Here is a 26,828-nt window from a genome sequence, read left to right on the forward strand (position 1 = left end):
CGCTCATTCTTGGTAGGGGACCCCATGAATAAAAACATTCCAGTGATTACCATCGACGGACCTAGTGGTGCCGGTAAGGGAACTGTTTGTCGCTTGTTAGCCGAGCAGTTAGGCTGGCATCTGTTGGACAGCGGAGCGATTTATCGCGTGTTGGCATTAGCTGCAATTCACCATGGCTTTGCTGCGGATGACGAAGAAAGTTTAGCAGCCTTAGCAGGGACTCTGGATGTCAAATTTGATGTGGAAGAAAACCCAGCGCTAACGCACATTATTTTAGAAGGCGAAGATGTGACCATGGCCATTCGCACCCAAGAAGTAGCGAACATGGCGTCTAAAGTAGCTGCTTTACCGCGAGTTCGGGAAGCGTTGCTACGCCGCCAACGTGCCTTTAAAGAACTGCCAGGATTGGTGGCCGATGGGCGCGATATGGGAACCGTGGTGTTCCCGGATGCTGCGGCCAAAATTTTCTTAACGGCCAGTGCTGAAGAACGTGCCGAACGTCGCTTTAAGCAATTGCAGGAAAACGGAATCGATGCTAAAATTGACCAATTAATCACCGAGATTCGTGAGCGTGATGAACGTGACACGAATCGCTCTGTTGCTCCTTTGCGGGCGGCAGAAGGTGCACTTTACATTGATTCGACAGATTTAAGTGTCGAGCAAGTCATGGATCAAATTTTGCAGTTTGCCCACGGTAGACTGACACAAACTGAGACAGGCACCTAATTAACAAGGGGCCGGCTTCGGGGTCTGTAGCAAGGAAAGCTCACAGATTAACTTTAACAACCCCGCCAATCGGGACTGCTTGGTGGACGTACTTAACTTATAGTAGTTAAACTTTATGATCGAAAATTTTGCACAACTGTTTGAAGAAAGCCTCAAAGAGGTTGAAACCCGTCCAGGTTCTATCGTTAAAGGAACCATCGTAGCCATCAACCGTGATGTTGTTCTTGTTGATGCCGGCCTGAAGTCTGAAAGTGCTATCCCTGTTGAACAATTCCGTAACGCTGACGGCGAGTTGGAAGTTCAAGTAGGTGACGAAATTGATGTGGCTTTAGACGCGGTTGAAGACGGATTTGGTGAAACCATTCTGTCACGCGAGAAAGCGAAGCGCTACGAGGCTTGGTTAGTACTAGAAAAAGCTTACGAAGACCAAGAAACTGTTATCGGTTTAATTAGCGGTAAAGTGAAAGGCGGCTTCACAGTTGATTTAGGTGGTGTTCGTGCGTTCTTACCAGGTTCATTGGTAGACGTTCGTCCAGTGCGTGAAACCACACACTTAGAAAACAAAGAATTAGAGTTCAAAGTTATCAAGCTTGACCAGAAGCGCAACAACGTTGTTGTTTCACGTCGTGCAGTGATTGAAACTGAGAACAGTGCAGAGCGTGATGAACTGCTTGAGAACCTACAAGAAGGCCAAGAAGTTAAGGGTATCGTTAAGAACTTAACTGACTACGGCGCATTCGTAGACTTAGGCGGTGTTGACGGCTTGCTGCACATCACTGACATGGCTTGGAAGCGTGTGAAGCACCCAAGCGAAGTAGTGAACGTTGGTGATGAAATTAACGTTAAAGTATTGAAGTTCGATCGTGAGCGTACGCGTGTGTCTTTAGGTCTGAAGCAATTAGGCGCAGATCCATGGGCAGATATCGCTGCACGTTACCCAGAAGGCCACCGCTTGACGGGTCGTGTGACCAACTTAACAGACTACGGCTGTTTCGTTGAGATCGAAGAAGGCGTTGAAGGCTTAGTTCACGTTTCTGAAATGGATTGGACAAACAAAAACGTTCACCCATCTAAAGTTGTGAACTTAGACGACGTTGTTGAAGTGATGGTGCTTGAAATTGATGAAGAGCGTCGTCGTATTTCTCTGGGTCTGAAGCAGTGTAAACCAAACCCATGGGAAGAGTTTGCGAAAAACTTCAACAAAGGCGACAAAGTTTCTGGCAAAATCAAGTCAATCACTGATTTCGGTATCTTCATCGGTTTAGATGGTGGTATTGACGGTCTGGTTCATTTGTCAGATATCAGCTGGAACGCAACTGGCGAAGAAGCGGTACGTGACTTCAAAAAAGGCGAAGAAGTAACAGCAGTCGTTCTGCAAGTTGACGCAGAGCGTGAGCGTATTTCTTTAGGTATCAAGCAACTTGAAGAAGATCCGTTTAACAATTACCTAGCAGCGAATAAAAAAGGTGCTATTGTTAAAGGCAAGGTAATCGAAGTCGATGCCAAGGGTGCTAAAGTTGAGTTAGCTGATAGCGTTGAAGGTTACATTCGTGCTGCCGACATTTCACGTGACCGCGTTGAAGACGCGAGCACTGAATTGAAAGTAGGCGACGAAGTTGAAGCTCGTTTCATGGGCGTAGACCGTAAAAACCGTACCTTAAGCCTGTCAATTCGTGCTAAAGACGAAGTTGAAGAGAAAGAAGCGATTGAGTCAGTGAATAAGCAGCAAGACGAAGCTGACTTCACTAACGCAATGGCTGAAGCTTTCAAAGCGGCTAAAAACGACGAGTAATTCGACTAAACGTGGGCTTGATGCATTGACGCATAAACAAGGAGCAATGTGATGACAAAATCGGAACTGATTAACCAGTTGACGAAGTCGTACCCAGAGCTGTCTTCGCGTCAAGTAGAAGAGGCAGTGAAGGAAATTATCGAACAGATGGCCCAACAAATGGCCGCTGGTGGACGTATTGAGATACGTGGCTTCGGCAGTTTCTCTCTGCACTATCGGGCTCCACGCGAAGGGCGTAATCCGAAAACTGGTGAAAAAGTTCAATTGGACGCGAAATACGTGCCTCACTTTAAACCAGGAAAAGAACTGCGCGAGCGGGTCAACAATATCGGATAATTTAACGTCGAGATAATAAAAACGGCATGCTATATTAAGCATGCCGTTTTTTTATGAGCGCCAAACAGGAAAGGTTATGATCCGATTCATTTTTATAGGTCTTCCGCTACTTATCTTATTCTTTATTGCGTTAGCTTTTGGCGCGCTGAATAAGCAGGTGGTGGCGGTGGATTTTATTATCCTGCAGCAACAACTCAATTTGGCAACCGTCGCCGTGGCCTTTCTTATTTTAGGTTTTATTATTGGTTTGCTCAGCATGTTCGGGGCTTATTGGGTCGCTCGCCGCGAAGTCCGGCAATTAAAAAAACAGTGGGCGAAGGCTAAGAGCGCGAGTTAATGTTAGAGCTATTGTTTCTATTGCTACCTGTTGCCGCTGCCTATGGCTGGTTCATGGGGCGGAATAGTGTACGCAATGAGAATCGGAAAGAGCATGAGCAATTCTCTCGCCAATATGTGACTGGCTTACATCTTTTGCTTTCTGATCAGCCTGACAAAGCGGTTGATCTCTTTATTGAACTCCTTGATGTCGACTCTGACACCTTAGAAACCCATTGGGCCTTAGGAAAGCTGTTTCGCCGACGCGGTGAATTAGAACGGGCCATCAAAATCCATCAAAACCTTACCTCACGACCCACCATTTCGGACCACGAGCGGCGCCAAGCCATGTTCGAACTGGGGTTGGATTATCTTGCGGCAGGCATTTATGACCGGGCCGAAGAAATGCTGCTGGCATTGCAGCAAGACAAACAATTCAGCGAAGCCTGTTTACGCCACTTAGTAGAACTTTATGAGTCGACTCACGAGTGGGATAAAGCCATTCGCGTTGCGCTGAAACTACTCCGCTATGATGCCTCGGTGGGCGTAGTGGTGGCGCAGCTATATTGTGAATTGGCGGAACTCCAAAACGAGTCGGAACAAGCAGAAAAGTTCTATTTAAAAGCTCGTAAATACGATCCCCATTGTGTTCGAGCCGCATTGGCATTAGGGCGGATGTGGTATAATCAAGGCGCTTATCGGAAGGCTCAAGCTATCTTAATTGGCATCCTTGAAGATGATCCAGAATTCTTAAGTGAAGCCTTGCCGTTAATTAAGGCCTGTTATGAAGAAATGGATGATTTAGGCGGGCTTATTTGGTTCCTACAACGAGGAGTCAAAGAAGCAAAATCCACCACGGCTGCCATGATGCTGTCGGAAATGATTGCCCATGAGAATGGACTAGAAGCGGCAGAACAGTTTATTCAAGCCACTTTGCTGGAAAACCCGACCATGCGAGGTTTCCATAAGTTAATGGACTTTCATATCCGCACCGCGGATATGGGGAAAGCACGCGATAGTTTGAAAATGTTGCAACGAATGGTGCAACAACAAATTCAACAACGGCCGAAGTATCGTTGTCGTAACTGTGGATTTTCTGGGAGTACCTTGTATTGGCAGTGTCCCTCGTGTCGGACATGGGGTGATATCAAGCCCATCATCGGTTTAGACGGAGAATAAATGAGTCAGCAGCCCATCATTTGTATTGCTTTAGATTACCCCGATGCCGCCTCAGCGTGGCCACTTATCGATCAACTGGAACCGCAGCACTGTGCCTTAAAAGTCGGTAAAGAGTTATTTACCAGTGCGGGACCTGATTTTGTGCGAGAGTTGGTCGCGCGTGGGTTTAAGGTGTTTTTAGACCTGAAATTTCATGATATTCCAACCACGGTGCACAACGCCGTGCGGGCGGCGGCGGAACTCGGTGTCTGGATGGTGAACGTACATGCAAGTGGCGGACGCCGAATGTTGGAGGCGGCCGTTGCGGCGGTGGCCGATGTCAAACAGCGCCCCTATGTGATTGCGGTGACGGTATTGACCAGCATGACCGCAGAGGACTTGGCAGAAGTCGGCATTACGGCGGCACCAGCAACTCACGTGCTTGAACTTGCTAAACTCGCGCAAACTGCGGGCTTAGATGGGGTGGTCTGTTCAGCCCAGGAAGCAGCCGCTATTGCACAGCAATGTGGTGCAGGTTTCTTGCGGGTAACGCCTGGCATTCGCCCAGCCGGAGCGGCACAAGGCGACCAGCGGCGCATTATGACGCCACCTGAAGCGGCGGCCCTTGGTATCGAAGTATTAGTGATTGGCCGACCGATTACCCAAGCCGCTGACCCGGTCGCGGCATTACTGGAAATTAAGCAATCACTGATGGCTTAATCCGAGCTATTTATTCGTATTCAACACCATTCCTTCCTAAACTTTTAAGGTAGCTCACCGCGATATAGCGGTGGGCTACAGGCAACTAACAGGTCAACCCAATGCATAGGTTGATGAGCTTAAGGAGGAAGGAGTTTATGTTACGGATGACAACGCTTGCTGCGAGTCTTGGCCTCGCTTTGTTGTTAGCGATGAACCCCGCTCAGGCATCACCGTTGGTGGCCGGGGTGATTGCGCAACAGCTGGCAACGGTGAACATCAATACCGCCGATGCCGAGCAATTGGCGCAAGGTTTAACCGGAGTTGGTCTAAAACGGGCCCAAGATATCATTAAGTTACGTGATGAACTGGGGCAGTTCACTGATATCCATCAATTGATGCAAGTGAAAGGAATTGGGCCGCGGGTGATTGAACTCAACAAAGAACGAATTGTGCTTTAGTGAGGTGAACGCTGTGCTGGCTTCGATTGCTTGGCAATTGAAGCCAGATACCGACGGTGTAAGCGCCACGCAATTAATCCGCCCAGAATTCCCGCTGCATGAATATAGCCAAAGTCAGCGCCAGCATTAAGCAGCAAACTGCTCTGCATTAAACCGGCAATTTCCAACACGACTTTAACCACCAATAAGGCCAGTACCGTTGGGAGCAGCCATTGTGAACGATGGTATTGGTGACTGCCCCAGTCCAGTAATAGCCCCGTGACAAACAAGCCATGAATAACCCCAGACAAGCCAACAAAACGGCTGGGAGCGCCCCAGAGCCAGATAATGATGCTGGTACTAGCCGCAATGATGATGAAAGCATTGAGCCAGGTTCGGACGGTAAAGTGTCGTAAAAAAAATACGGTGGGTAAGAGAACCCCAATGGCATTGCTAATGGCATGTTGGGTATCAAGATGGAACAAATGAGCGCTGAATATCCGCCAGGGTTCAGCCCAGAGTACCGCCGCGTCAAAATCAAATTGATCCAGCAATGACTGAGTTTCTAACTGATAAAACTGGAGCCAAATGACGATGGCTGCAAGTAATAATGCCGTGATGAGTACTTGGATTCGCTCGAACATGGTGGACCTTTTGCTGATTGTTCTCCTGAAGCGGTGGCCGTATGATAGAGATTCGGGGAAAAGGGTGCAAACCCTTCTCATGCTGAATCCCTAGAAGGTAAGGACAGTGACTTATGCGTTATTCTATTCTAGCAGTGCTATTTACGCTAACGGCATGCCACAGTGCGCCCTCAACGCCACCGGCCAGCCCGCTCAATTACGATCCTGAAGCCGCCACGGGGCTGACCCAGAAAACCGGTGTATTCGCCCATCACTATATGGTCTCAGCGGCAACGCCAGCTGCTGCGCAAGCAGGGGCAGAAATTTTAGCACAAGGAGGCAGTGCGGCAGATGCGGCGGTAGCGGTCCAAGCCATGTTAACACTCACCGAGCCCCAATCTTCAGGAATTGGGGGCGGGGGCTTCATTTTGTACTGGGATGCGGCGACTAAGCAGTTGTACACCATTGATGCACGTGAAACTGCCCCACAAGCTGCGACACCAGATTTATTTCTTGATGAGAATGGCCAGCCACCGCAACATTTTATGGCGGCAGTCACGGGCGGTCGCTCGGTGGGAACGCCTGGTGCGTTGCGTGGCTTAGAGCTTGCCCAGCAGCGGTGGGGGAAGTTGCCATGGGAAGAGTTATTTACCACAACGATCACGAAAGCCGAGCAAGGTTTTGTGGTCTCCCCTCGGCTACAACGCTTGTTGGAAATTGAAATGAGCCCAGGGTTATTAGAGCTGTCACCGGGCAAAGAGTACTTTTATCCTGACGGGAAACCGTTACAAGCCGGTACCATCAAGCGAAACCCTGAACTGGCCCACACCCTAAGGCTCATTGCGAAAGGAGGCGCTGATGCGTTTTATCACGGGGAATTGGCTGAGCTGATAGCCCAGGCGGTGCAGCAGTCTCAGCTTCATCCAGGGCGTTTGCAAGCAGCGGATCTCGCCAATTATGAGGCCATTGTTCGCGCCCCCGTCTGCGTTGAATACCGAGTATATGATGTTTGTGGCATGCCACCGCCAAGTTCTGGTGGTATCACTATTTTGCAAATGCTCGGAATGTTAGAACACTTTCCAATGGCAGAGTTAGACGTTAACTCAGCCGCAGCCATTCATTACTTCACTCAGGCATCGCGGTTGGCGTTTGCGGATCGCGACCGCTATATTGGCGACCCTGCATTTACCGATGTGCCGGTGGCAGAGATGCTGGATCGGGACTACTTAAAACGTCGGGCAGCACTTATTAGCGAACAGGATATGGGGCGTGCAACGGCGGGTGAGTTTGCGGCCTATGCCTATGCTGACGGAGTCACGCCAGAATTACCAAGCACCACACATTTTTCGATTGTGGATGGTGAGGGAAATATTTTTGCCATGACGTCCAGTATCGAAATGGGCTTTGGCTCGGCGGTGATGGTCGGGGGCTTTTTACTGAATAACCAATTAACCGACTTTTCGCTGGTGCCTGAAGTGGATGGGGTGCCGGTAGCGAATCGGGTGGAGCCCGGAAAGCGGCCACGCAGTTCCATGGCTCCGGTGATGATTTTCAATGATCAAGGGCAGCCCATTCATGCCTTAGGGTCGCCCGGTGGCGCGCGGATCATCAACTATGTGGCGCAAACCATTATTGCTTTATTGGATTGGGACTTGGACATGCAAGCGGCGATTGACTTGCCTCATGTGACTAACCTGAATGGAGTGACGGCGTTGGAGCAGGGCACAACATTAGAAGCATTGGCGGATGATTTACGGCAGCGTGGGCATGAGATTCGCATTCAAGACCTTAATAGTGGCTTGCATGGGATCACAATTTTACCGGATGGTCGGTTGTTTGGCGGGGCAGATCCGCGGCGGGAAGGCCAAGTAATTGGCGACCCCGCACACTAAACCTGCATGGCTACAGGGACTTATTTAACGTATTTAATCCAGTCGCTGTAGCCGCGCTCGGCCATTTCTTCCAATGGAATAAACTCCACGGCGGCTGAGTTGACACAATGACGAGTGCCTAATGGAAGAGGGCCATCGTCGAACACATGGCCTAAATGAGAGTCGGCAGTCGCACTTCGAATTTCGGTTCGAATCATCCCGAACTTCAGATCTTTACGGGTGGTGAGTAGCTCATCGTCAATGGCTTTGGTAAAGCTGGGCCAGCCGCAGCTGGAAGCGAACTTGTCGGCCGACGAATATAAGGGTTCACCACTCACAATGTCCACGTAGATACCCGGGCGCGTTTCGTTCCAATAGGCGTTCTGAAACGGTGGTTCGGTGCCATCTTCTTGGGTGACATGATATTGCATGTCGGTGAGCCGCTGTTTCAGTTCTTCGGGGCTAGGCTTTTGAAATTTACTCATGGGCTTACCCAGCTGATTTTGGCTGATGGTTGGCAAACGGCGGCCAGCCCATGGTCACCCCAGCAAGCATGTGCAGATGCAGGTGGTAGACGGTTTGGCCACCATCTTGGTTGCAATTCATCACCACCCGATAGCCATCACTGGCGAAACCAAATTGTTGGGCCAACCGAGCGGCAACGACATAGAGATGCCCAACCACTTCACGATCCTCTTCTTGAATGTCGTTAATGGTTGCAATGCGCCGCTTCGGGATGATCAGAACATGAAACGGGGCCTGCGGGTTAATGTCTTTAAACGCTAGGCTTAATTCATCTTCATAGACAATGTCAGCGGGTATTTCTTTGGCAATAATTTTGTCAAATATCGTTGCGCTCATAATTTCCTCCGTTATTTGATTCGCATGCCAGGCTGTGCCCCCTCATGCGGATTCAGAATATAGAGCTCTTCACCACCAGGACCAGCCGCTAACACCATGCCTTCAGATAAGCCGAAGCGCATTTTCCGTGGTGCTAAGTTGGCGACCATGACGGTGTGTTGGCCAATCAATTTTTCTGGGGAATAGGCTGATTTGATGCCGGCAAACACAGTGCGGGTTTCGCCTCCTAAATCAAGGGTGAGCTTCAGCAGCTTATCGGCCCCTTCCACATGTTCAGCGTTGGCGATCAGAGCGACCCGCAAATCCACTTTGGCAAAGTCATCAAACTGGATTTCTGGGCTGATTGGATCCCGTTCTAATTCACCGTTACCGGTACTTACCGGTGCTTCATTTTGTTGCTTTGAATCTTCAATCATTGCGTTTACTTTTTCCATATCAATACGTTGTAATAATGCATTAAACGGACGAACTGTGTGGTTCGTTAAAATTGATTGATGACTCTCCCACTGGAATTCTTCATTCAGGAACTCTTGCACGCGCTGAGCCAAAGTTGGCACCACCGGAGTCAGATAAATCATCAGCAAGCGGAACAGGTTGATGCCGATAGAGCAGATTTCATGAACTTCTGCTGCCCTAGCAGGATCTTTAATAAGTTGCCAAGGCTCTTTCTCGGCAATGTAGAAATTGGCTTTGTCAGCTAAGGCCATAACTTCTCGCATGGCTTTGGCAAATTCACGTTTCTCAAAAGCATCGGCGATAGGCTCTGCGGCTGCTTGGAATTCATTCAGCAGGGAATGGTCATGAATTTCGGCGGCTAATTTGCCGTCAAATTTCTTGCTAATAAAGCTGGCACAGCGGCTTGCAATATTCACCACTTTCCCGACTAAGTCCGCGTTCACGCGTTGGGCGAAGTCGGTTAAGTTCAAATCTAAATCATCGATACGACTGGTGAGCTTGGCCGCAAAATAATAGCGCAAATAATCCGGATCTAAATGATCAAGATAGGTGCGCGCCATAATGAAAGTGCCTTTCGACTTCGACATTTTGGTGCCGTTCACGGTAATGAAACCGTGCGCCCACACGTTGGTCGGCTGGCGGAAATTTGCGCCCTTTAACATGGCCGGCCAAAAGAGGCTGTGGAAATAGATAATATCTTTGCCAATAAAGTGATACAGCTCAGCGTCGCTATCGAGCTGCCAGTACTGGTCAAAGTTGGCTTTTTGGGTGGTATCGCAGTAGTGCTTGAAGCTACTCATGTAACCAATAGGAGCATCGAGCCAAACATAGAAGTACTTACCCGGGGCATCGGGAATCTCGAAGCCAAAATAGGGCGCATCACGGCTGATATCCCACATTTGGAGGCCAGACTCAAACCATTCATTGAGTTTGTTGGCCATTTCTTCTTGCAAGGAACCTGAGCGCGTCCATTCTTTCAGCATGGACTCAAAGGCGGGCAAATCGAAAAAGTAATGTTCCGACTGGCGCAATTCCGGCGTTGCACCAGAAACGGCTGATTTCGGATTGAGTAACTCCGTCGGTGAATAGGTGGCACCACAGACGTCACAGTTGTCACCGTATTGCTCGGTTGCTCCACATTTAGGGCAATCACCTTTGACAAAGCGGTCTGGCAAAAACATTTGTTTTTGCGGATCATAGAGTTGTTCAATGGTTTTGGTATGAATGTAACCTTGCTCACGCAAGCGACCATAAATCAGCTCTGATAATTCACGGTTCTCGTCACTGTGCGTGGAGTGGTAATTATCAAATTCAATATGGAAGTCAGCAAAATCCGCTTGGTGTGCTTGTTTGACTTCTGCAATTAACTGTTCTGGCTCAATGCCTAATTGCTGCGCTTTGAGCATAATAGGCGTACCATGTGCGTCATCAGCACAAACATAGTGGCATTCATGACCACGGAATTTTTGAAAGCGAACCCATATATCCGCTTGGATATATCCCAACATATGGCCAATGTGGATCGGGCCATTGGCGTAGGGAAGCGCATTAGTGACCAGTATTTTACGAGTTGCTGTTGGCATGTAAGGTTCCATTCATTCAACGTTACTGAAAGCCTTGGAGTGTACCTGAATCGGCGCTGGCAATCCAGTTACACACACCGTATCATGCGGCTTTATGCCCGCATAGGGAGACAATCATGTTCGGTCGTTTTAGAACCTCAAAAAGCACAAAAAAGCAGTCCATGCCGACCCCGATGGTCGATGCCCTCGCGCAACTAACCAGTCCTTATTTTCCCCATGGCGTGCCGGCCGAATGGGTTCAGTTAGATGACGCCAAAACGGCTTGTTTAACGTTACCTTTTGCCGCCGATAATACCATTTTAGAGCCGTTTACCACGCATCCGGAATTAGGCCAGTATCAATGGCGCTTGGCCATCAACATTGCCAAATTACCCAATTCACAGCCGGAACTGCCGATGACCTTTGGTAATGTCATTATGGTGTCATCGGGAAAAGGCGGCGTTGGCAAGTCATCGGTGAGCGTGCAGTTAGCGATTGCGCTGCAGCAACTGGGGGCAACGGTGGGGCTGCTCGACGCCGATATTTATGGCCCCTCACTACCAACCATGCTGGGCGGGCAAGAGCAGAAACTTGAAATTAATGAGCAAAATAAAATGATTCCCCACCAGCGCCATGGGGTGTGGGTGAGTTCGTTAGGCTACTTAACCGAAGCAAAAGATGCGGCCATTTGGCGCGGTCCGATGGCCAGTGCAGCCCTGCAACAGCTGTTTCGTGATACCAAGTGGCCACGATTAGATTACTTGGTGGTGGACATGCCACCCGGCACCGGTGATATTCAACTCACCTTTGCACAAAAGCTACCAATTACCGGCGCTGTGATTGTGACCACGCCCCAAACCGTGGCCTTGGCGGATGCGGAAAAGGGCATTAGCATGTTCCGCAAAGTTAGCGTTCCCATTACCGGCTTGGTGGAAAATATGAGTTATTACCAATGTAGCCAGTGTGGGCATCAAGATGCTATCTTTGGGGACGGCGGTGGTGTGGCGGTTGCGGCACGTGAACAAGTACCAGTGTTAGGTCAATGGCCCTTGGATGCACGGTTGCGAGCAGCGCTGGATGAAGGACAGCCTTGGCTGGCACAACATCCCACCGATCCATTGAGTCAGCTCATGCGCACGAGTGCAATGCGACTTGCCAGCGAGTTGTATTGGCAAGTGCAAGCCAAGTCAAAGGAATCTTAAAATACAATGAGGGTAGCAGTGGCATGCGTTTAACCGATCGACAAATCGAACAATACTTAGATGATGGGCGCATTGTTTTAGAACCGCGGCCGAGCGTTGATGACATTAGTGGGGTGACGGTTGATATTCACCTGGGTAATGAGTTTCGTGTATTGCAAGATCACGCGGCGCCATTTATTGATATTAGTGGGCCGCGGGAAGAAATTGAACGCGCCATTCAGTCGGTCATGAGTGAACCGATTACGTTAACCCCTGAGCAAGCATTTTTTATTCATCCCGGTGAATTTGCATTGGCGGTCACCCATGAATCGGTCACCTTACCGGCCAATATGGTGGGCTGGTTGGACGGCCGTTCTTCTCTTGCACGATTGGGATTAATGGTCCACGTCACCGCACACCGGATTGATCCGGGCTGGTCAGGGCAGGTGGTGTTAGAGTTCTACAACAGTGGGAAATTACCCTTGGCGTTGCGACCGATGATGAAAATCGGTGCCTTAAGTTTCGAACTGTTGGAAGAAGACTGCTTGCGCCCTTATAGCAAGCGAAAAGACGCTAAGTATAAAGGGCAGCGTGGCGCCGTTGCGTCTCGCATTGGCGCCGATAAAACCGATTAAACCATTAGCGCAGTGGGGTGGCGTGTGCCGCCCCACCGAAAATCGCATTCAGGAGCAACACATTGAGCCCATCAAGATACGCCCGATAGGTCGGCTCTTGGGTGAAGCTGATCACCATTCCTTGGCGTCGTGGTTGCCACATTAAAAAAGGCTTATGGCGCAATTGCTGTTGATTTTCTGCCCACAGGTAGCCGCTGGCTAACACGTCATCACTATAGCTAACAATGTTACGACCATGCTGAATATTCAGCGGGCGATAGATCTTGTTGCCCACGGTGACATTGATGAGATGCGGTTTCACGCCTGCGCTCAACCAATGTTCTTGATCCACGTCAAGTTTGGCTAACACACCTGAAGTCCAATACGGGTCAACATCGGCCGGGGTGATGTAATGCTGCCATTGGGCTTTGGAATCAAACACCAAGGCATCAACATACTTCTCGTCACCATGGCGGTTGGCTGGTTCGCTGATAGCGCGTTCTAAGGCGCTGCTGAGCAAGTCTTCTTGAACTGCCCATTCCGTAGCATTGCCTAAGGTGATTAACACCCCTCCTTGTTCCACCCAGCGGGTGAGGCTCGCGGTGCCATGCTCGCCTAGTACCTGTGATAACGAGCCCGCGAGGGCGGGCAAGATCACCACTTGGTAATGGGCCAAGTTGGCGGCTCGTAATTGTTGGGCGCGCATCGCCGTCACTGGATAGCCGAACTGTTGCTCAATGACATAGCGGGTATGACCGGCGCTAAGGCTTTGCACGGGTTCATCCCACAACAGCAAAATATTGGGGGCATGAATTTTCTTGTTCTGGTTGGAACCAAAATTCGGGCCAGCGGTGACCCAACTGGTATCCACGCCATGAACTTGAGCGCCAGTTTGTGCCGCAAGGCTTTCAATCTGTTGACGCAGTTGCGGGTTGTCAGCATGGGTTAAAATTAAACTGCCGGCGGGGTAATTGGTGCCGTTTTTATGGGTGAAGCTTGCGCCTGCACGTTTAACCGTGAATCCAGCACGTAGGGCGGCCGTTAAGAAACGTCCGGCGTTCATATCTCCCCAAGGCACCAGGTAGCCGACCTTGGCATCCACGTGCTGCACTTGCCCCGGTTTGATGAAGTCGCGTGTGGCTGGCACGCTGGCAACTTTGGGAGCTTGGGCACAGGTTTGATAATCAAGATTAAACATCAGTGGCAAGGACCATGCCGTGACGTCATATATCTGATCAGGAAGGTTGTTGGCGCGGCGCCGCTCTTGCTCCGCTAAAAACTCGTCATCCATGGCAATATCACTATCTAAGAGCGTGCGCACCATATAGTGAGCGGGTTGCGCCGAGTCGACCCAGAAGGTGCCGGCAGGATAATTGACGCCACATAGCTTAAAGGCTTGTTTGGCTTGGTTCACTTGCACCCCATGGCGAGTGAGCAGTGCTGCTAACCGCTGGGCACCGGCGCGGTCATCCGTGCCCGGGAATAAATAGGTGCGTTGTTTGCTTTTTGCCCCGAGACGAATACCTTGCTGGCGATATTGCCAAAAGTTTTCTAGTAAGGCTTGGCGTTGCTGTGACACACTTTCAATGGTGGCCAAGGACGCAATAAAGTGCCGTTGGACACCGTCGCCGTAGGTCAAAATGGTACCATCTTTGGTACGGAAGTGGTGGCCACGCGCTGAGGCCATTTCATAAGTCATTGAAATGGAGCCGTGGTAAAGCGGCCAGCTGGCACCATAGCCTGGATAAAAGGCATCAAAAATTTCCCGCGTAAAGTAATCATACCCCTGGGCATCAAACCAGCGCGCATTGTTTTCACCAATATCCCATAACGACTGTCGCTGCTTGGGCGTGATCAAGGGGTTATAGGGATCGGCTTCAGGAGTGAAGTAGTAGCTGGTATCACCGCCCATTTCGTGCAGATCAACATACACGAGAGGCATGTTCACGAGCAAGGTATCCACCTGACCGCTAATTTCGGGTTGAGTTAATGCCAGCCAATCACGGTTTAAATCGAATAAGTAATGATTGGAGCGGCCACTGGGCCATGGCTCATTGTGCTCGGCAGAGAAGCGGTCGGCACTGTGCTCTAAGCCCGCGGTCATATAATAGCGACTGACGAAGCGTGCGCGCCCATCGGGGTTTTGCAAGGGATCAATAAATACGATGGTGTTGTTCAGATAGCCTTGCGTTTGTTCATCGGTTGCGGCCAACAGGTGATAAGCAGTGAGTAGCGCCGCTTCTGGGGATGAAATTTCATTCCCATGAACACCATAAGATAGCCAAATGCTGGCGGGCAGGGTGTTGATCAGTTGCTGGGCTTCACGCTCACTGGTGGTATCGGCGGCGCTGAGTTGCTGCATGCCGCGTTGAAAGGCTTCAAAATTGTTCATATTCGCGGCACTAGAAAGGGCGATCACGTACAAATTACGGCCTTCCCAGCTTTGCCCGTAATGAATCATGCGGACCTGTTCGGGAAACTGCGCTGCTAACTGATTAAAATAGTGTTCAATTGCGTCAGGGCTACTAATACGGCTGGCGATAGGGTAACCGAGTACCTCTGCTGGGCTTGGGGTAGAGGTTGAATAGGTGGTTGATGCCAGCCCAAGTTCTTGGGCGGATAACGCAGGATGCCATTGACTGACTGTTGCGACCAAGAATGACGCAACCAGATGTTTCAAACGCATACACATTCCTTAATAAAAATGACTGACCGCAGCGTTAATTGATGCGAGCAGTGCTTCTGGGTCGTGGTGATGAGGAGTGCTTAAATTGTTTGCCTGATACAGGAACACAGGAATTTCGAGCTGGGGTTGTGGGGACTGGCTGATGGCCGCATCCACAAGATCCAATTGGAACAGGTCGCGCATCCATTGCAAACGCTCGGCTAAGCTTAACTCTCCCGCAGGGCTGTGCTCAGGCACTAGGTTATCAATAAATAGTACGGGAGCCTTAGATTCTTTAATGGCTTGGGCAAAGTTTGCGACCAGCAGCGGTGGCATAATGGAGGTCAGAAAGCTGCCTGGCCCAAGAATAATTAAATCGCTGCGGCGAAGGTGATTCAGTGCCTCAGGGGGCGGTGTTACATGATGCGATAGGGTGAGTTTGCGTGGCATTTTTAAGAGCCGATCCACGTGCAGTTCTCCGAAACACTCCAACCCTTCATGGGTTGAAGCCACCAAATCAACCGGTGTTTCGGACATGGGGAGAATGCGCGTATTAATGTTTAAAAAGCGACTGAGCAGTTGAATGCTTTCTAACGGACGCGCACTGATCTTATCCAGGGTATACAGGATCAGGTTGCCGAGATTATGTCCTTTGAGTTCATGGTTGGAATCAAAGCGAAAATTGAGCACATCGGCCGCCAGTGGTTGCTGGGCAAGCTGGGTTAAACAATTGCGAATATCGCCCCATGCAATGCAATCGTGGTTGCGCCGCAATAAGCCGCTTGCCCCCCCATCATCGGTGGTTGCGACAATGCCAATTAAACGCCGTTCAAGAAATGAGAGCGTTGACAGTACACGCCCTAAACCATGTCCTCCACCAATGGCGGTGACGCATTTTAATTGCGAAATAGCATCGGTGGCAGGTAAGGCGGCAGTGACTGGCAGTGTGTTTAGGTTCATGTTAGGTTCGTGTTATTTTAATAAACTGCGCTACTTTAAGCGTTAATGCCGTTACAATCAATGATTGAGGGCCTTTACAGGGTTCATTTAGCGTCAAGTTTAGCTCATTATATAAGAAATACTTGGAGTTGCTTTTTTTCTCGAAGCAGACAAGCGATACTGACAGCGTACCAGCTCATCTAGGAATGGAAGTATGAAGAAGTTAATGTTTGCCGCACTCGGCTTAATGGCAACGCCAGCCATGGCGACGACGGTAGACCTTTGTGTGGCTGACCATCCACATCAAATTACGGTTGAAGTAGCGGATACCTTTGAGTCACGCGCGCGGGGCTTAATGGGCCGCGACCATTTACCTGAACATGCAGGGATGTGGTTTGTGTATGACGAACAACGACCTGGGGATGCAGGGTTTTGGATGTACAACACGTACATTCCGTTGGATATTGCTTATTTGAATGAGAACATGGAAATTGTTTCTATTATTACGATGGAGCCTTGTCCCAGTATTATTCCAGAGCAGTGTCCGGGATATCGACCGAATGTTCCTTATTATGGTGCCATCGAACTCAATAAAAACTATTTTAAACGCTACGGGATTGGTTTAGGTCGCCAATTTAAGCTTTGTGACATGGGGGAATAATCATGCATAAGTACCTGCCTTATTTGGCAATGACAGGGTTGCTGGTGGCTGCGTGCAGCCCAAATAAACCGACGCAACCCATCGAACCAGACACTGGGTCTGCGGCGGTGATGGTGGATCAATATTCGTTCAATGAGAACTTCTCAAGTTATCTTGAAACCTTGAGCTCGGATGAGTTTGAGGGGCGCGCGCCGGCTTCGGAAGGTGAGCGTAAAACGGTGGAGTTTGTTGAAGGAAAATTCCGCGAGTGGGGCTTGAAGCCGTACGATGCGGAGCAGGGTAACTACCAGCAGCAAGTACCACTGGTGCGTATTATGCCCACACAAGTTTCATCCATGACCTTTGATAGCGATGACTTGGGTGAATTTGAATACCGTTCACAAATGTACGCCTGGACACCTCGCGTCCAAGATTCGGTGTCCTTAGAAAATAGTGAATTAGTATTCGTCGGGTTTGGTATTGTCGCCCCAGAATACGGTTGGAATGATTACGAAGGGCTCGATGTGGAAGGTAAAACTGTGGTCATTTTAGTCAATGACCCGGGCTATGATACTCGTGATCCGGAAGTCTTTAATGGCTATGCCATGACCTACTATGGTCGTTGGACCTATAAGTTTGAAGAAGCCGCCCGTCAAGGCGCCGCTGGAGCCCTAGTCATTCATGACACCGGCCCAGCTGGTTATGGTTGGGGTGTGGTCGCAGGCGGTTCGCCGATGCGCTTTGACTTAGCCCGAGAAAACAAAAACATGGATCGGGCGCAGATTGAAGGCTGGTTAACCAAAGAAAGTGCTGATCAACTGTTCGCACGCCTTGGGGCCAGTTATGCTGAAATGCGTGAAGCAGCGTTAGCTCCTGATTTTAAACCCGTGCCATTAAACACCAGCATGTCGATTCAGGTGAACAACAAGTTCGATTACCTGAACTCACCGAACTTGATTGGTTATATTGAAGGTAAGTCTAAGCCTGAAGAACATGTGATTTACATGGCCCATTGGGACCACTTGGGCGTAGACCCGGTGAATCCAGATGATGGGATCTTTAACGGAGCACAAGACAACGCCAGTGGCACTGCTGGGGTCATGGCTTTGGCCGAGTTCTTTGTGAGTCAACCGCAACCAGAACGGACCATTGTGTTTGCGCTAGTTACCGCTGAAGAGCGTGGCTTATTGGGCTCAGATTGGTATGCCGATAATCCGATGTTGCCGTTAAGCAAAGCGGTGGGTGGCATTAACATGGATGTGCTCAACGTGTATGGTCCCATGCGTGATGTGGTGGTTGTAGGACGCGGAAACTCTGAATTAGAAGACTATTTAGAAAAGTATGCGGTATTACAAGATCGCTATTTAGCCGCCGAGCCAAACCCTGAAGTAGGCTCGTTCTATCGCTCAGATCATTTCAACTTAGCCAAACGTGGCGTGCCAATGTTGTACGCTAAAGGCGGTAACGATCATATCGAATTAGGCCGCGCTTATGGCGAAGAAATGCGAGCGATTTATACCCGCGACGCGTATCATAAACCGGCTGACGAATTTGATCCGAACTGGGATTTACGTGGTATTCAACAAGACCTATGGTTGTTCTATTCCATCGGTCATGAACTGGCAAACTCTGATGCTTGGCCCAATTGGCACGCAGGCAACGAATTCCGTGCAATTCGTGATGCCAGTGCCAGTGAGCGGCAGTAAGCGAGTCGTTAATGGAAGCGGTAGTGGGAAACCATTACCGCTTTTTTTATGGGTGATCTGTGATATCTACGGCTGAACTCTTTGGCCTTTGTGCCATTATTATTAACTTTATCGCGTATCGGCAAAGTAACGCCAATCGATATCGCTGGATCAGTGCTTTGGCGCTGGCGGCGTTGTCGATCCATTTTTTGTTGATGGGAGCGATAGCGGGTTGTGTGGTGACCGCCATTGCAGTGGCTCGTAATTTTATTGCCATACGCTGGCGCGGCTCGATCGTGCTCTGGACCTTTGTGGCAATTAATCTGGGCTTTTTAGCCTGGGAAATAACCACTCCCGCTACTTGGATTGCCTTGTTTTTCGCTTATAGTTCATCGCTCATTTTTACCGTCGGGGCCATTCGCCTGAATGATGCCCAGCAAATCAGACGCTGGTTTTTGTTAGCCGAATTGCTTGGCTTGTGTTACGCCATTTATGTTGGCAGTGTAAGCGGAACTGTTTTTAATCTGTTTAATCTAACCAGTATCATTTTAAAATTATTGCAAGATCGGCGAGGCTAACGCTTGTCTGCCGTCAAACCATCCCCATATCTAAGGGGACATTATTTTATGATGGAATAAGTGACTTCAATGTTGATATATATTCGCCACTGGCAAGAAAAGGTAAAACCACGTCCTAATGCCAATCTGTTGATGGTTATTGTCAGCTGGTTGTTATTCGGTTTATTGCTGCTTGTAGGGTTATTTATCGGCCTTATTGTTTTGCTATTTGGCTGGATTCTGATGTTACCGACCCTGTGGCGTCGCCGCCATGAGTTGAAGCAAATGTGGCAATTTACGAAAGCGGCTCGTGCGGCCCAACGTGATGCTCATCAATATGCTCGCAAACAACACGAATATCGGCAAAATCAAGCCGATGATTCAGTGATTGAAGGCGAGTTTAAAGTGAAAGATCGCGACCAGTAGGGCGATGCTTACGCCGTATGCGCCGTATGCGACGTATGACCATACGGCATCCTCCTGTTACGATATCCAGTAACAGCACCACCACTAGGGCAGCGACCACGCCGGTGATGACCGCGCGTTGGTTGAGTGGCACATTAAAACTATACATGCGCCAAGTATGTTCCCGTAGCTCTGGGCTGGCGGCGGTGGCAACAAACCATAGCTGCTGCAAATACCCTTGTTGCAGCTGAGATTGTTCATACTGGAACCGTTGCACGCGTTCCACTAATTGGCGTAGTGGTACGGCCTCATCTTGAAATACTGGGTTCTCACTCGTTTCATGCAGCGTGATGAGCGCCGTCATATCCCCGTCAAAATACTTATCTGCAATTCGTTGATACTCATTGTAGTACACCAGTGCCTCGGTGAGCTGAGCATCGAGCCGTTGTTGGTATTGCGTGAGGTAATTAGGAATTTGCACACCAATGAGTGCGGCGGCAATGGCGAGGGCAATGATGAAGTAGCGATAGAGCATAAAAAAAAGGTTGAGTGATGAAACACCACTCAACCTTAGCATGTCTTTAATTCAATTGACTAGTCTTCATAGGGCGGCTTCGGTGGGAAGAAGCGACGCACAATGTAGAACAATAATGGAACGAAGAAGATCGCCAGAATGGTACCACCGACCATGCCTCCAATGACCCCAGTACCGATGGCTTGACGGCTCACCGCACCGGCACCGCTTGACGTTGCAAGTGGGAGTACGCCGAAGGTAAAGGCCAGAGACGTCATCAGAATTGGGCGGAGACGTAACCGGACCGCTTCAAGCGTTGCTTGTAACAACTCTTTGCCTTGAGCTTGTAAATCTTTGGCAAACTCAACAATCAAAATAGCGTTACGCGCTGATACCCCGACGGTGGTCAACAAGCCAACCTGGAAGTACACGTCATTTTCAAGCCCACGCATGGTTGCTGCAATGACGGCACCTAGAATACCCAACGGTACCACTAACATGACTGAGAACGGAATCGACCAGCTCTCATACAGAGCCGAGAGACACAGGAACACAATCAGCAGCGACAGGGCATAAAGCAGTGGCGCTTGGTCACCCGAGGTACGTTCTTCCAAGGAGATTCCCGTCCATTCATATCCAATTCCCGTAGGCAATTGGCTGATCAGCTCTTCCATTTTCAGCATGGCATCACCCGATGAATACCCTGGGGCAGCTTCCCCTTGAATATTCATGGCTGGAACACCGTTATAACGCTCTAGACGCTGCGGGCCGAAATCCCAGTGGGTGGTAGCAAATGATGCAAAGGAGACCATTTCGCCGTTGTTGTTACGGACATACCACTTATTGAGATCTTCAGGGCTCATCCGAGCTTCTGGCACCCCTTGCAGGTAAACCTTTTTCACCCGGCCACGGTCAACGAAGTCGTTCACGTAGGTGGTTCCGAAAGCGTGGGTGAGCGTTGCGTTAATATCGCCAATGGACAAGCCGAGTGCTTTGGCTTTCTCATAATCGACATCAATCCGTAACTGTGCGGTATCTTCCATGCCGTTAGGGCGGACGCCGACCAACGTTGGTTCTTGAGCTGCCATACCAAGTAATTGGTTACGGGCTTCTAAGAGACCTGCGTGACCGAGACCTGCACGGTCCTGGATATACAAGTTAAAGCCACTGGCCGTTCCTAACTCAGGAATTGATGGCAAGTTAAACGCAAACACCATGGCTTCACGAATGGTCGAAAAGTATGCAAACGCATTGCCGATAATGGCATCAATTTGCAATTCAGGAGTCGTCCGCTCGCTCCAATCGTCCATCCGTACGAAGGCAACCCCGGCGTTTTGGCCTTGGCCACTGAAACTAAACCCAACCACACTAAAGATTGAGCTCACACCTTCGGCTTGATCCAAGAAGTAATCTTCGATTTTTGCCATGGTTTGCAGTGATTGCTCTTGGGTTGCTCCAGACGGAAGCTGCATTTGTGTTAGGAATACCCCTCGGTCCTCGTTCGGAATAAAGGAGCTGGGCATACGTGCAAACAAGAAGCCTAATACCACAATCAAGCCCAAATAGATCAACACAAAACGACCGCTGCGTTGAATGATATTTTGGACCGACGTGGTGTAGCGTTTGGTGCTGCGCTCAAGGGTGCGGTTAAACCAACCCAGTGGACCACGCTGTGCTTTTTCATGAGGTGTGGCCTTAAGAATGGTCGCACACAGTGACGGGGTAAAGATAATTGCCACCAAGACCGATAAGCCCATGGCGGAAATAATCGTAATTGAGAACTGACGATAAACCGCCCCTGTGGAACCACCAAAGAAGGCCATTGGGACGAATACTGCCGCCATGACCAAGCCGATTGCCACAAGCGCACCGGTGATTTGTTGCATGGACTTAATGGTTGCTTGACGAGGAGACAGTTTCTCTTCGGTCATTAAGCGTTCGACGTTCTCTACCACAACAATGGCGTCATCCACCAGTAGACCAATCGCTAACACCAAACCGAACATGGTGAGGGTGTTAATCGAAAAGCCTAAGGCCGACATAATACCGAAGGTCCCGAGGAGTACGACGGGAATGGCAAGGGTCGGGATAATGGTCGCGCGCAGGTTTTGCAGGAACAAGAACATCAATAAGAAGACCAAAATAATGGCTTCAAATAGAATCTTGACAACTTCTTGAATCGAAATCTCAACGAACGGGGTGGTGTCGTATGGAATCACCAGCTCAACGCCTTGCGGGAAGAACTGTTCCAACTCAGCCAAACGCTCTTTGACCAATTTCGCGGTATCCAGCGCGTTTGCGCCGGTGGCCAAGTTAATCGCTAACCCGGTGGATGGCTGACGGTTATAGCGCGCAACAATGTTGTAGTTTTGCCCGCCTAACTCAACGTAAGCAACATCACCCACAGTGACTTTTGAGCCATCTGCGTTGACCCGCAGTAAGATGTTTTCAAATTGCTCAACGGTTTCTAACCGTGTTTGAGCAATGATTGACGCGGTCAAACGTTGGTTTTCAATGGCTGGAGTACCACCGACTTGTCCTGCTGCAACTTGGTTGTTCTGCTCACGTAACGCCAGCACGACATCAGTTGTACTCATGTTAAACCGAACCAATTTGGCTGGGTCGAGCCAAATCCGCATGGAGTATGGAGCACCGAACAGTTGGACGTTACCAACGCCAGGGGTACGGCTAATGGGGTCTTGGATATTACTAGCGATGTAATCCCCAAGGTCAATTTGGCCCACCTCTGGGTTCTTTGATACCAGTGCCGCAACCATTAAGAACGAGTTGTTCGACTTGGCAACCACTAACCCTTGGTCTTGCACTTCTTGCGGGAGCAGGGGCAGGGCAAGTTGAAGCTTGTTCTGCACTTGTACCTGCGCAATATCGGCATCGGTGCCAGACTCGAAGGTCAGGGTGATACTGGCGTTACCCGCCGAATCACTGGTTGATGAAAAGTATTTGAGGTTATCAATACCGTTCATGTTTTGTTCAATCACCTGCGTCACGCTCTCTTCCAAGGTGGCCGCAGTGGCACCCGGATAGGTTGCGTTAATTTGCACCGATGGTGGCGCAATTTCAGGGTATTGCTCAACCGGGAGTTGGGTAATCGCCAACCCACCCGCTAGCATGATAACGATAGCGATAACCCACGCAAATATTGGGCGATCGATGAAAAATTTTGCCATGGTTTACTTCACTTCTTCAGTTTTGACAGTCATACCTGGTTGAATTTTTTGCAGTCCTTCGACCACGATTTTTTCGCCGGGCTGTAAGCCGCTGGTGACAACCCAGTTGCTACCCATGGTTTGATCGACCTCGATAAAGCGCTGTTCAATGACGTTGTCACCGTTCACCACAAAGACCATTGCACGGCCGCGCGGGTCACGAGTTACGCCTGACTGTGGCGCTAACAGGGCGTTCTGAAGGTTCCCAGTGTCCACCTCAGCGCGGACAAACATGCCAGGTAAAATCACATGATCTGGGTTTTCAAGACGCGCACGTAGGGTAATGGCACTGGTTAATGGATCCACGGTCACTTCATTAAATAACAGCTCACCGGTGGCAGCGTAACCTTCCGATTCGCCCAAGCGAACGGTCACTTGAGCCCGGTTATCCGCATCCGTGACGATTCGGCCTGACGCCATCAATTGCTGTAAACGCAGGTAATCGTTGGAGCTTTGTGAAATATCAATGTAAATCGGGTCCAATTGTGTGATGGTTGTTAGCGGCTGTGCTTGACCCACACTCAACAAGGCTCCTTCAGTTAACTGCGAACGACCAATGCGACCGGAAATAGGGGCTTTTACTTGTGTGTATTCAAGGTTTAATTCAGCACGGGCTAAATTTGCTTGCGCCACTTTTAGTTGAGCTTCGGCTTGCAAATAGCTGGCTTCAGCTTCGTCAAAGTCTTGCTGACTAATGGCATTGTCACTCAGCAACCCTTTGCTTCGTTCAAATCGTGATTTGGTTGCTTTCACCGCCGCATTGGCTCTGGCAATTTCTGCCTGAGCACTGGCAAGCTCCGCTTCGTACATGGACGCATCAATTTGATACAACTGCTCACCAGCAGTCACCATGGCGCCTTCATCGAATAACCGTTTTTCTAAGATCCCATTCACCTGTGGCCGTACTTCAGCGACACGATAGGCGCTTGCACGACCGGGTAGGGTGGTGGTTAAATCGATGTTCTGTGGTTGAATGGTAACAATACCGACCGTCATTAGTTGTTCTTGTCCAGCGGCAGGAGCAGCAGGCCCTGACTCACTGCAACTAGCAAGAAAAATACTAGTGGCTATCACCGATACGAACAACGGCTTACGGAAACGTTGTTGCATGAAACTACCTCATTTATTGTTAATGGTTTTATACTGCCCCAAATTATACATACATTGGTGTATGTTTGTAAGATACTCGGCGCATTAAGTTCACGTGTTAAAATACCAAAATTCACTTAGACGATGAGATTAAGAATATGCCAAAACCCTGGCGAAAGCCCATGCTTATTAGTATTTTCACCATTTTAGTTGTTGGTATTTTGGCTCTTCAATGGAATCGCGATGACGATCCTTACTCTGTAAAAAATCGTAACGATTTGTATCAAACGTTAATCGAACGCTCTGGCATCCTGAATCGAGACTTACCGAAACTCATCGATATGAATACCCGTTTCGAGCGTGCCGAGGTGGTTGATTATGGCATGCGCTACATTTATAGCTTGGTGAAAGTGGATCGTTACCAGCATGACATTCCATCGATTCAGGCACAAGTGGAGCCTGTTTTAACAGACTATTATTGCACCTTAGAGTCGATGGCCTTTTACCGGACCCAAGCTGACCATTTCACCGTGCGCTATTTGGACCGTCAAGGAGCCACTTTGTTCGAACTTCGGTTAACCCCAAGCCAATGCTAAGGCATCTGTGTTACTTTACAGCATCCGATTAGAAGTTAAGGATTGATTATGTTTCGTTGGTTTGAACAACGTCTGAACCCATTTCCAGATGAACAGCCACGGCAACCACCCTCCAGCTTAGTGGCATTTTGTTTGTATTACTCCAAAGGTGCTTGGCCATTTATTTTTGTTGCCGGGTTATTAATGACGCTTATTGCCATTACCGAAGTCTGGTTATTTAGCTTTATTGGGAACTTGGTGGATTGGTTGTCAGAGCAAAGTCGCACCACCTTTGTGGACGACCAGCTGTGGTACTTAATCGGGATGGCGGCGGTGGTGTTAATCGGGCTGCCGTTGCTGGTGATTGGTCATTCCTTTATTACCTACCAAAGCTTGCTGGGAAATTATCCCATGCGAATTCGTTGGTTAGTGCATCAATATTTACTGAATCAATCGGTCACCTTCTATCAGGATGAATTTGCCGGACGCATCGCAACGAAAGTCATGCAAACAGCATTGGCCGTACGCGAATGCGTGATCAAACTGTTTGATGTGTTGAACTACGTTTCCGTCTATTTCATTGGTACGGTCATCATTATTGGCACGGCGGATTGGCGACTGGCGATTCCGCTGGTGATTTGGCTGGTATTTTACATTGTGTTATTGCGCTACTTTGTGCCGCGATTAGGGCAGGTGGCAGCGCAGCAAGCGGACGCTCGCTCGGTGATGACTGGGCGAATTGTGGATAGCTATACCAATATCCAGACAGTAAAACTGTTTTCTCACGCGCAGCGAGAGCTCGATTTTGCCAAAGAAGGCATGGATGGCTTTTTAGGCACGGTTTACCGCCAAATGCGATTGGTCACAAAGCTCTATACCTGCTTGTACTTGTTGAACTCGCTGTTGCTGTTTAGCGTGGCGGCCACGGCAATTTATTTGTGGGTCGGCGATTTAATTTCGGTGGGCGCCATTGCGGTGGCACTCAGCTTAGTGCTGCGGTTATGGGGCATGAGCCAGTGGATTATGTGGGAAATCTCGGCCCTGTTTGAAAACATTGGGACGGTGCAAGACGGCATTAAAACCGTGGCGGTGCCGCAAGCAATTCAAGATGCGCCAAATGCTCAGCCGTTGGTTGTTAGGCAAGGAGCCATTGAATTCAAAGACATTAACTTTGCTTATCATGACGATCAGCCGATCCTTCGGCAATTAAATCTCACCATTCAACCGGGTGAAAAAATTGGGTTAGTGGGGCGCTCAGGGGCGGGTAAATCCACCTTAGTGAATTTGTTATTGCGGTTTTACGAATTAACGGATGGCAAAATCACCATTGACGGACAAGACATTGCGACGGTGACCCAAGACAGCCTGCGGCAGAATATTGGCATGGTGACGCAAGATACCTCACTGCTGCATCGTTCTGTGCGTGGTAATATTGCTTATGGTCGGCCGGATGCCACCCAAGCGATGATTGAGCAAGCGGCACGCCGAGCCGAAGCAGAAACCTTTATTGCACAATTAGAGGACGCAGAAGGAAGACGTGGCTATGATGTGCATGTGGGCGAGCGGGGCGTGAAACTTTCTGGGGGGCAGCGCCAGCGGATTGCGATTGCGCGCGTCATGTTAAAAGATGCGCCCATTCTCATTCTCGATGAGGCCACTTCGGCGTTGGACTCAGAAGTTGAAGCAGCGATTCAGGAAAACCTGTATCGGCTGATGGAAGGTAAAACCGTGATTGCAATTGCCCACCGATTGTCGACCATTGCTGCCATGGATCGCTTGGTGGTGATGGATCAGGGGCAAATTGTTGAGCAAGGCACTCACGACGAATTACTTGCCCAAGGTGGGCTCTATGCGCAGCTGTGGGCACGTCAGTCGGGTGGCTTTTTGGCGGAATAAGC

The 26,828-nt window shown here is 49.5% G+C and carries 25 protein-coding genes; 16 read left to right on the forward strand and 9 right to left on the reverse strand.

From position 1 onward, the window contains the following. The first annotated feature begins 24 nt into the window (after window positions 1-24). From cmk to BLP64_RS00360, 7 genes are all read left to right on the forward strand, one after another. Window positions 25-726, forward strand: coding sequence for a (d)CMP kinase (cmk, locus tag BLP64_RS00330; protein WP_092590574.1), 702 nt, complete (start codon window positions 25-27; stop codon window positions 724-726). A gap of 115 nt (window positions 727-841) precedes the next feature. Further along, the gene (rpsA, locus tag BLP64_RS00335) at window positions 842-2,518 is read left to right on the forward strand and encodes a 30S ribosomal protein S1 (RefSeq protein WP_092590576.1); all 1,677 of its coding nucleotides are present in this window, start codon (window positions 842-844) and stop codon (window positions 2,516-2,518) included. A 51-nt stretch (window positions 2,519-2,569) separates the two neighbouring features. Further along, window positions 2,570-2,854 (forward strand): integration host factor subunit beta, encoded by a 285-nt coding sequence (gene ihfB / locus BLP64_RS00340; RefSeq protein ID WP_092590578.1) that lies wholly within the window; start codon window positions 2,570-2,572, stop codon window positions 2,852-2,854. A 40-nt stretch (window positions 2,855-2,894) separates the two neighbouring features. Beyond that, entirely contained in the window at window positions 2,895-3,191 is a 297-nt protein-coding gene (locus tag BLP64_RS00345; protein WP_092590580.1) for a lipopolysaccharide assembly protein LapA domain-containing protein, read from the forward strand. Continuing rightward, window positions 3,191-4,348, forward strand: a complete 1,158-nt coding sequence (gene lapB / locus BLP64_RS00350) for a lipopolysaccharide assembly protein LapB (RefSeq protein WP_092590582.1) — start codon at window positions 3,191-3,193, stop codon at window positions 4,346-4,348. The genes BLP64_RS00345 and lapB overlap by 1 nt, the downstream gene beginning before the upstream one ends. After that, complete coding sequence (gene pyrF / locus BLP64_RS00355) at window positions 4,349-5,047, forward strand: orotidine-5'-phosphate decarboxylase (RefSeq protein WP_092590584.1); 699 nt, start codon at window positions 4,349-4,351, stop codon at window positions 5,045-5,047. Window positions 5,048-5,184: 137 nt separating this feature from the next. Beyond that, window positions 5,185-5,487 (forward strand): ComEA family DNA-binding protein, encoded by a 303-nt coding sequence (locus BLP64_RS00360; protein ID WP_176754865.1) that lies wholly within the window; start codon window positions 5,185-5,187, stop codon window positions 5,485-5,487. Here BLP64_RS00360 and rrtA read toward each other — a convergent pair. Next, window positions 5,484-6,110 (reverse strand): rhombosortase, encoded by a 627-nt coding sequence (gene rrtA, locus BLP64_RS00365; RefSeq protein ID WP_176754866.1) that lies wholly within the window; start codon window positions 6,108-6,110, stop codon window positions 5,484-5,486. The two genes, BLP64_RS00360 and rrtA, sit on opposite strands and share 4 nt — an antisense overlap. A gap of 113 nt (window positions 6,111-6,223) precedes the next feature. Between rrtA and ggt the strand changes: the two genes are divergently transcribed. Continuing rightward, window positions 6,224-7,981 (forward strand): gamma-glutamyltransferase, encoded by a 1,758-nt coding sequence (ggt, locus tag BLP64_RS00370; protein WP_092590590.1) that lies wholly within the window; start codon window positions 6,224-6,226, stop codon window positions 7,979-7,981. A gap of 20 nt (window positions 7,982-8,001) precedes the next feature. Here ggt and msrB read toward each other — a convergent pair whose 3' ends face one another. Genes msrB through metG form a run of 3 tightly spaced genes read right to left on the reverse strand, consistent with a single transcriptional unit; the run spans window position 8,002 to window position 10,860 of the window. After that, entirely contained in the window at window positions 8,002-8,445 is a 444-nt protein-coding gene (gene msrB / locus BLP64_RS00375) for a peptide-methionine (R)-S-oxide reductase MsrB (protein ID WP_092590592.1), read from the reverse strand. Between the two features lie 4 nt (window positions 8,446-8,449). Further along, the gene (locus BLP64_RS00380; RefSeq protein ID WP_176754867.1) at window positions 8,450-8,821 is read right to left on the reverse strand and encodes a histidine triad nucleotide-binding protein; all 372 of its coding nucleotides are present in this window, start codon (window positions 8,819-8,821) and stop codon (window positions 8,450-8,452) included. 11 nt (window positions 8,822-8,832) lie between these two features. Next, the gene (metG, locus tag BLP64_RS00385; protein ID WP_092590596.1) at window positions 8,833-10,860 is read right to left on the reverse strand and encodes a methionine--tRNA ligase; all 2,028 of its coding nucleotides are present in this window, start codon (window positions 10,858-10,860) and stop codon (window positions 8,833-8,835) included. A 161-nt stretch (window positions 10,861-11,021) separates the two neighbouring features. On the opposite strand from metG, the gene apbC reads away from it, so the two are divergent. Then, window positions 11,022-12,041, forward strand: coding sequence for an iron-sulfur cluster carrier protein ApbC (gene apbC / locus BLP64_RS00390; protein WP_092590598.1), 1,020 nt, complete (start codon window positions 11,022-11,024; stop codon window positions 12,039-12,041). Window positions 12,042-12,064: 23 nt separating this feature from the next. Further along, on the forward strand, window positions 12,065-12,655 hold the full coding sequence (gene dcd, locus BLP64_RS00395; RefSeq protein WP_092590600.1) for a dCTP deaminase: 591 nt from the start codon (window positions 12,065-12,067) through the stop codon (window positions 12,653-12,655). A 4-nt stretch (window positions 12,656-12,659) separates the two neighbouring features. Here dcd and BLP64_RS00400 read toward each other — a convergent pair whose 3' ends face one another. Next, window positions 12,660-15,320, reverse strand: a complete 2,661-nt coding sequence (locus tag BLP64_RS00400) for a M14 family zinc carboxypeptidase (protein WP_092590603.1) — start codon at window positions 15,318-15,320, stop codon at window positions 12,660-12,662. Between the two features lie 9 nt (window positions 15,321-15,329). Continuing rightward, the gene (locus BLP64_RS00405) at window positions 15,330-16,259 is read right to left on the reverse strand and encodes a gluconeogenesis factor YvcK family protein (RefSeq protein ID WP_092590605.1); all 930 of its coding nucleotides are present in this window, start codon (window positions 16,257-16,259) and stop codon (window positions 15,330-15,332) included. Between the two features lie 193 nt (window positions 16,260-16,452). Between BLP64_RS00405 and BLP64_RS00410 the strand changes: the two genes are divergently transcribed. The 4 genes from BLP64_RS00410 to BLP64_RS00425 all read left to right on the forward strand — a co-directional run bounded on the left by BLP64_RS00410 (window position 16,453) and on the right by BLP64_RS00425 (window position 19,546). Next, complete coding sequence (locus BLP64_RS00410; RefSeq protein WP_092590607.1) at window positions 16,453-16,899, forward strand: DUF192 domain-containing protein; 447 nt, start codon at window positions 16,453-16,455, stop codon at window positions 16,897-16,899. A gap of 2 nt (window positions 16,900-16,901) precedes the next feature. After that, the gene (locus BLP64_RS00415; RefSeq protein WP_092590609.1) at window positions 16,902-18,584 is read left to right on the forward strand and encodes a M28 family metallopeptidase; all 1,683 of its coding nucleotides are present in this window, start codon (window positions 16,902-16,904) and stop codon (window positions 18,582-18,584) included. A 59-nt stretch (window positions 18,585-18,643) separates the two neighbouring features. Continuing rightward, window positions 18,644-19,141 (forward strand): YgjV family protein, encoded by a 498-nt coding sequence (locus tag BLP64_RS00420; RefSeq protein ID WP_092590611.1) that lies wholly within the window; start codon window positions 18,644-18,646, stop codon window positions 19,139-19,141. A gap of 69 nt (window positions 19,142-19,210) precedes the next feature. Further along, a complete protein-coding gene (locus BLP64_RS00425) occupies window positions 19,211-19,546 on the forward strand; it encodes a hypothetical protein (RefSeq protein WP_092590613.1) in 336 nt (111 codons plus the stop codon). Here the strand turns inward: BLP64_RS00425 and BLP64_RS00430 are convergent. The 3 genes from BLP64_RS00430 to BLP64_RS00440 are packed head-to-tail and all read right to left on the reverse strand — an operon-like array spanning window position 19,521 to window position 24,376. Further along, a complete protein-coding gene (locus BLP64_RS00430) occupies window positions 19,521-20,060 on the reverse strand; it encodes a DUF2937 family protein (RefSeq protein WP_176754868.1) in 540 nt (179 codons plus the stop codon). The two genes, BLP64_RS00425 and BLP64_RS00430, sit on opposite strands and share 26 nt — an antisense overlap. A gap of 59 nt (window positions 20,061-20,119) precedes the next feature. Next, a complete protein-coding gene (locus BLP64_RS00435; protein ID WP_092590617.1) occupies window positions 20,120-23,227 on the reverse strand; it encodes an efflux RND transporter permease subunit in 3,108 nt (1,035 codons plus the stop codon). Window positions 23,228-23,230: 3 nt separating this feature from the next. Then, window positions 23,231-24,376: an efflux RND transporter periplasmic adaptor subunit gene (locus BLP64_RS00440; protein ID WP_092590619.1), complete on the reverse strand. Its 1,146-nt coding sequence runs from the start codon at window positions 24,374-24,376 to the stop codon at window positions 23,231-23,233. A gap of 161 nt (window positions 24,377-24,537) precedes the next feature. Between BLP64_RS00440 and BLP64_RS00445 the strand changes: the two genes are divergently transcribed. Together BLP64_RS00445 and BLP64_RS00450 are read left to right on the forward strand one after the other, a co-directional pair. After that, a complete protein-coding gene (locus BLP64_RS00445) occupies window positions 24,538-24,951 on the forward strand; it encodes a hypothetical protein (protein WP_143001051.1) in 414 nt (137 codons plus the stop codon). A gap of 48 nt (window positions 24,952-24,999) precedes the next feature. After that, on the forward strand, window positions 25,000-26,826 hold the full coding sequence (locus BLP64_RS00450) for an ABC transporter ATP-binding protein (protein WP_092590623.1): 1,827 nt from the start codon (window positions 25,000-25,002) through the stop codon (window positions 26,824-26,826). The last annotated feature ends 2 nt before the right edge of the window (window positions 26,827-26,828 follow it).

It is taken from the genome of Pseudidiomarina indica, from assembly GCF_900104245.1.
GTDB classification, from domain to species: Bacteria; Pseudomonadota; Gammaproteobacteria; order Enterobacterales; family Alteromonadaceae; genus Pseudidiomarina; species Pseudidiomarina indica.

Excerpts from the sequence above, each read along its gene's own strand:
- cmk (WP_092590574.1), top strand. The coding sequence starts at position 25 with ATGAATAAAAACATTCCAGTGATTACCATCGACGGACCTAGTGGTGCC.
- rpsA (WP_092590576.1), top strand. The coding sequence starts at position 842 with ATGATCGAAAATTTTGCACAACTGTTTGAAGAAAGCCTCAAAGAGGTT.
- ihfB (WP_092590578.1), top strand. The coding sequence starts at position 2,570 with ATGACAAAATCGGAACTGATTAACCAGTTGACGAAGTCGTACCCAGAG.
- BLP64_RS00345 (WP_092590580.1), top strand. The coding sequence starts at position 2,895 with ATGCCGTTTTTTTATGAGCGCCAAACAGGAAAGGTTATGATCCGATTC.
- lapB (WP_092590582.1), top strand. The coding sequence starts at position 3,191 with ATGTTAGAGCTATTGTTTCTATTGCTACCTGTTGCCGCTGCCTATGGC.
- pyrF (WP_092590584.1), top strand. The coding sequence starts at position 4,349 with ATGAGTCAGCAGCCCATCATTTGTATTGCTTTAGATTACCCCGATGCC.
- BLP64_RS00360 (WP_176754865.1), top strand. The coding sequence starts at position 5,185 with ATGTTACGGATGACAACGCTTGCTGCGAGTCTTGGCCTCGCTTTGTTG.
- rrtA (WP_176754866.1), bottom strand. The coding sequence starts at position 6,110 with ATGTTCGAGCGAATCCAAGTACTCATCACGGCATTATTACTTGCAGCC.
- ggt (WP_092590590.1), top strand. The coding sequence starts at position 6,224 with ATGCGTTATTCTATTCTAGCAGTGCTATTTACGCTAACGGCATGCCAC.
- msrB (WP_092590592.1), bottom strand. The coding sequence starts at position 8,445 with ATGAGTAAATTTCAAAAGCCTAGCCCCGAAGAACTGAAACAGCGGCTC.
- BLP64_RS00380 (WP_176754867.1), bottom strand. The coding sequence starts at position 8,821 with ATGAGCGCAACGATATTTGACAAAATTATTGCCAAAGAAATACCCGCT.
- metG (WP_092590596.1), bottom strand. The coding sequence starts at position 10,860 with ATGCCAACAGCAACTCGTAAAATACTGGTCACTAATGCGCTTCCCTAC.
- apbC (WP_092590598.1), top strand. The coding sequence starts at position 11,022 with ATGCCGACCCCGATGGTCGATGCCCTCGCGCAACTAACCAGTCCTTAT.
- dcd (WP_092590600.1), top strand. The coding sequence starts at position 12,065 with ATGCGTTTAACCGATCGACAAATCGAACAATACTTAGATGATGGGCGC.
- BLP64_RS00400 (WP_092590603.1), bottom strand. The coding sequence starts at position 15,320 with ATGCGTTTGAAACATCTGGTTGCGTCATTCTTGGTCGCAACAGTCAGT.
- BLP64_RS00405 (WP_092590605.1), bottom strand. The coding sequence starts at position 16,259 with ATGAACCTAAACACACTGCCAGTCACTGCCGCCTTACCTGCCACCGAT.
- BLP64_RS00410 (WP_092590607.1), top strand. The coding sequence starts at position 16,453 with ATGAAGAAGTTAATGTTTGCCGCACTCGGCTTAATGGCAACGCCAGCC.
- BLP64_RS00415 (WP_092590609.1), top strand. The coding sequence starts at position 16,902 with ATGCATAAGTACCTGCCTTATTTGGCAATGACAGGGTTGCTGGTGGCT.
- BLP64_RS00425 (WP_092590613.1), top strand. The coding sequence starts at position 19,211 with ATGTTGATATATATTCGCCACTGGCAAGAAAAGGTAAAACCACGTCCT.
- BLP64_RS00430 (WP_176754868.1), bottom strand. The coding sequence starts at position 20,060 with ATGCTCTATCGCTACTTCATCATTGCCCTCGCCATTGCCGCCGCACTC.
- BLP64_RS00435 (WP_092590617.1), bottom strand. The coding sequence starts at position 23,227 with ATGGCAAAATTTTTCATCGATCGCCCAATATTTGCGTGGGTTATCGCT.
- BLP64_RS00440 (WP_092590619.1), bottom strand. The coding sequence starts at position 24,376 with ATGCAACAACGTTTCCGTAAGCCGTTGTTCGTATCGGTGATAGCCACT.
- BLP64_RS00445 (WP_143001051.1), top strand. The coding sequence starts at position 24,538 with ATGCTTATTAGTATTTTCACCATTTTAGTTGTTGGTATTTTGGCTCTT.
- BLP64_RS00450 (WP_092590623.1), top strand. The coding sequence starts at position 25,000 with ATGTTTCGTTGGTTTGAACAACGTCTGAACCCATTTCCAGATGAACAG.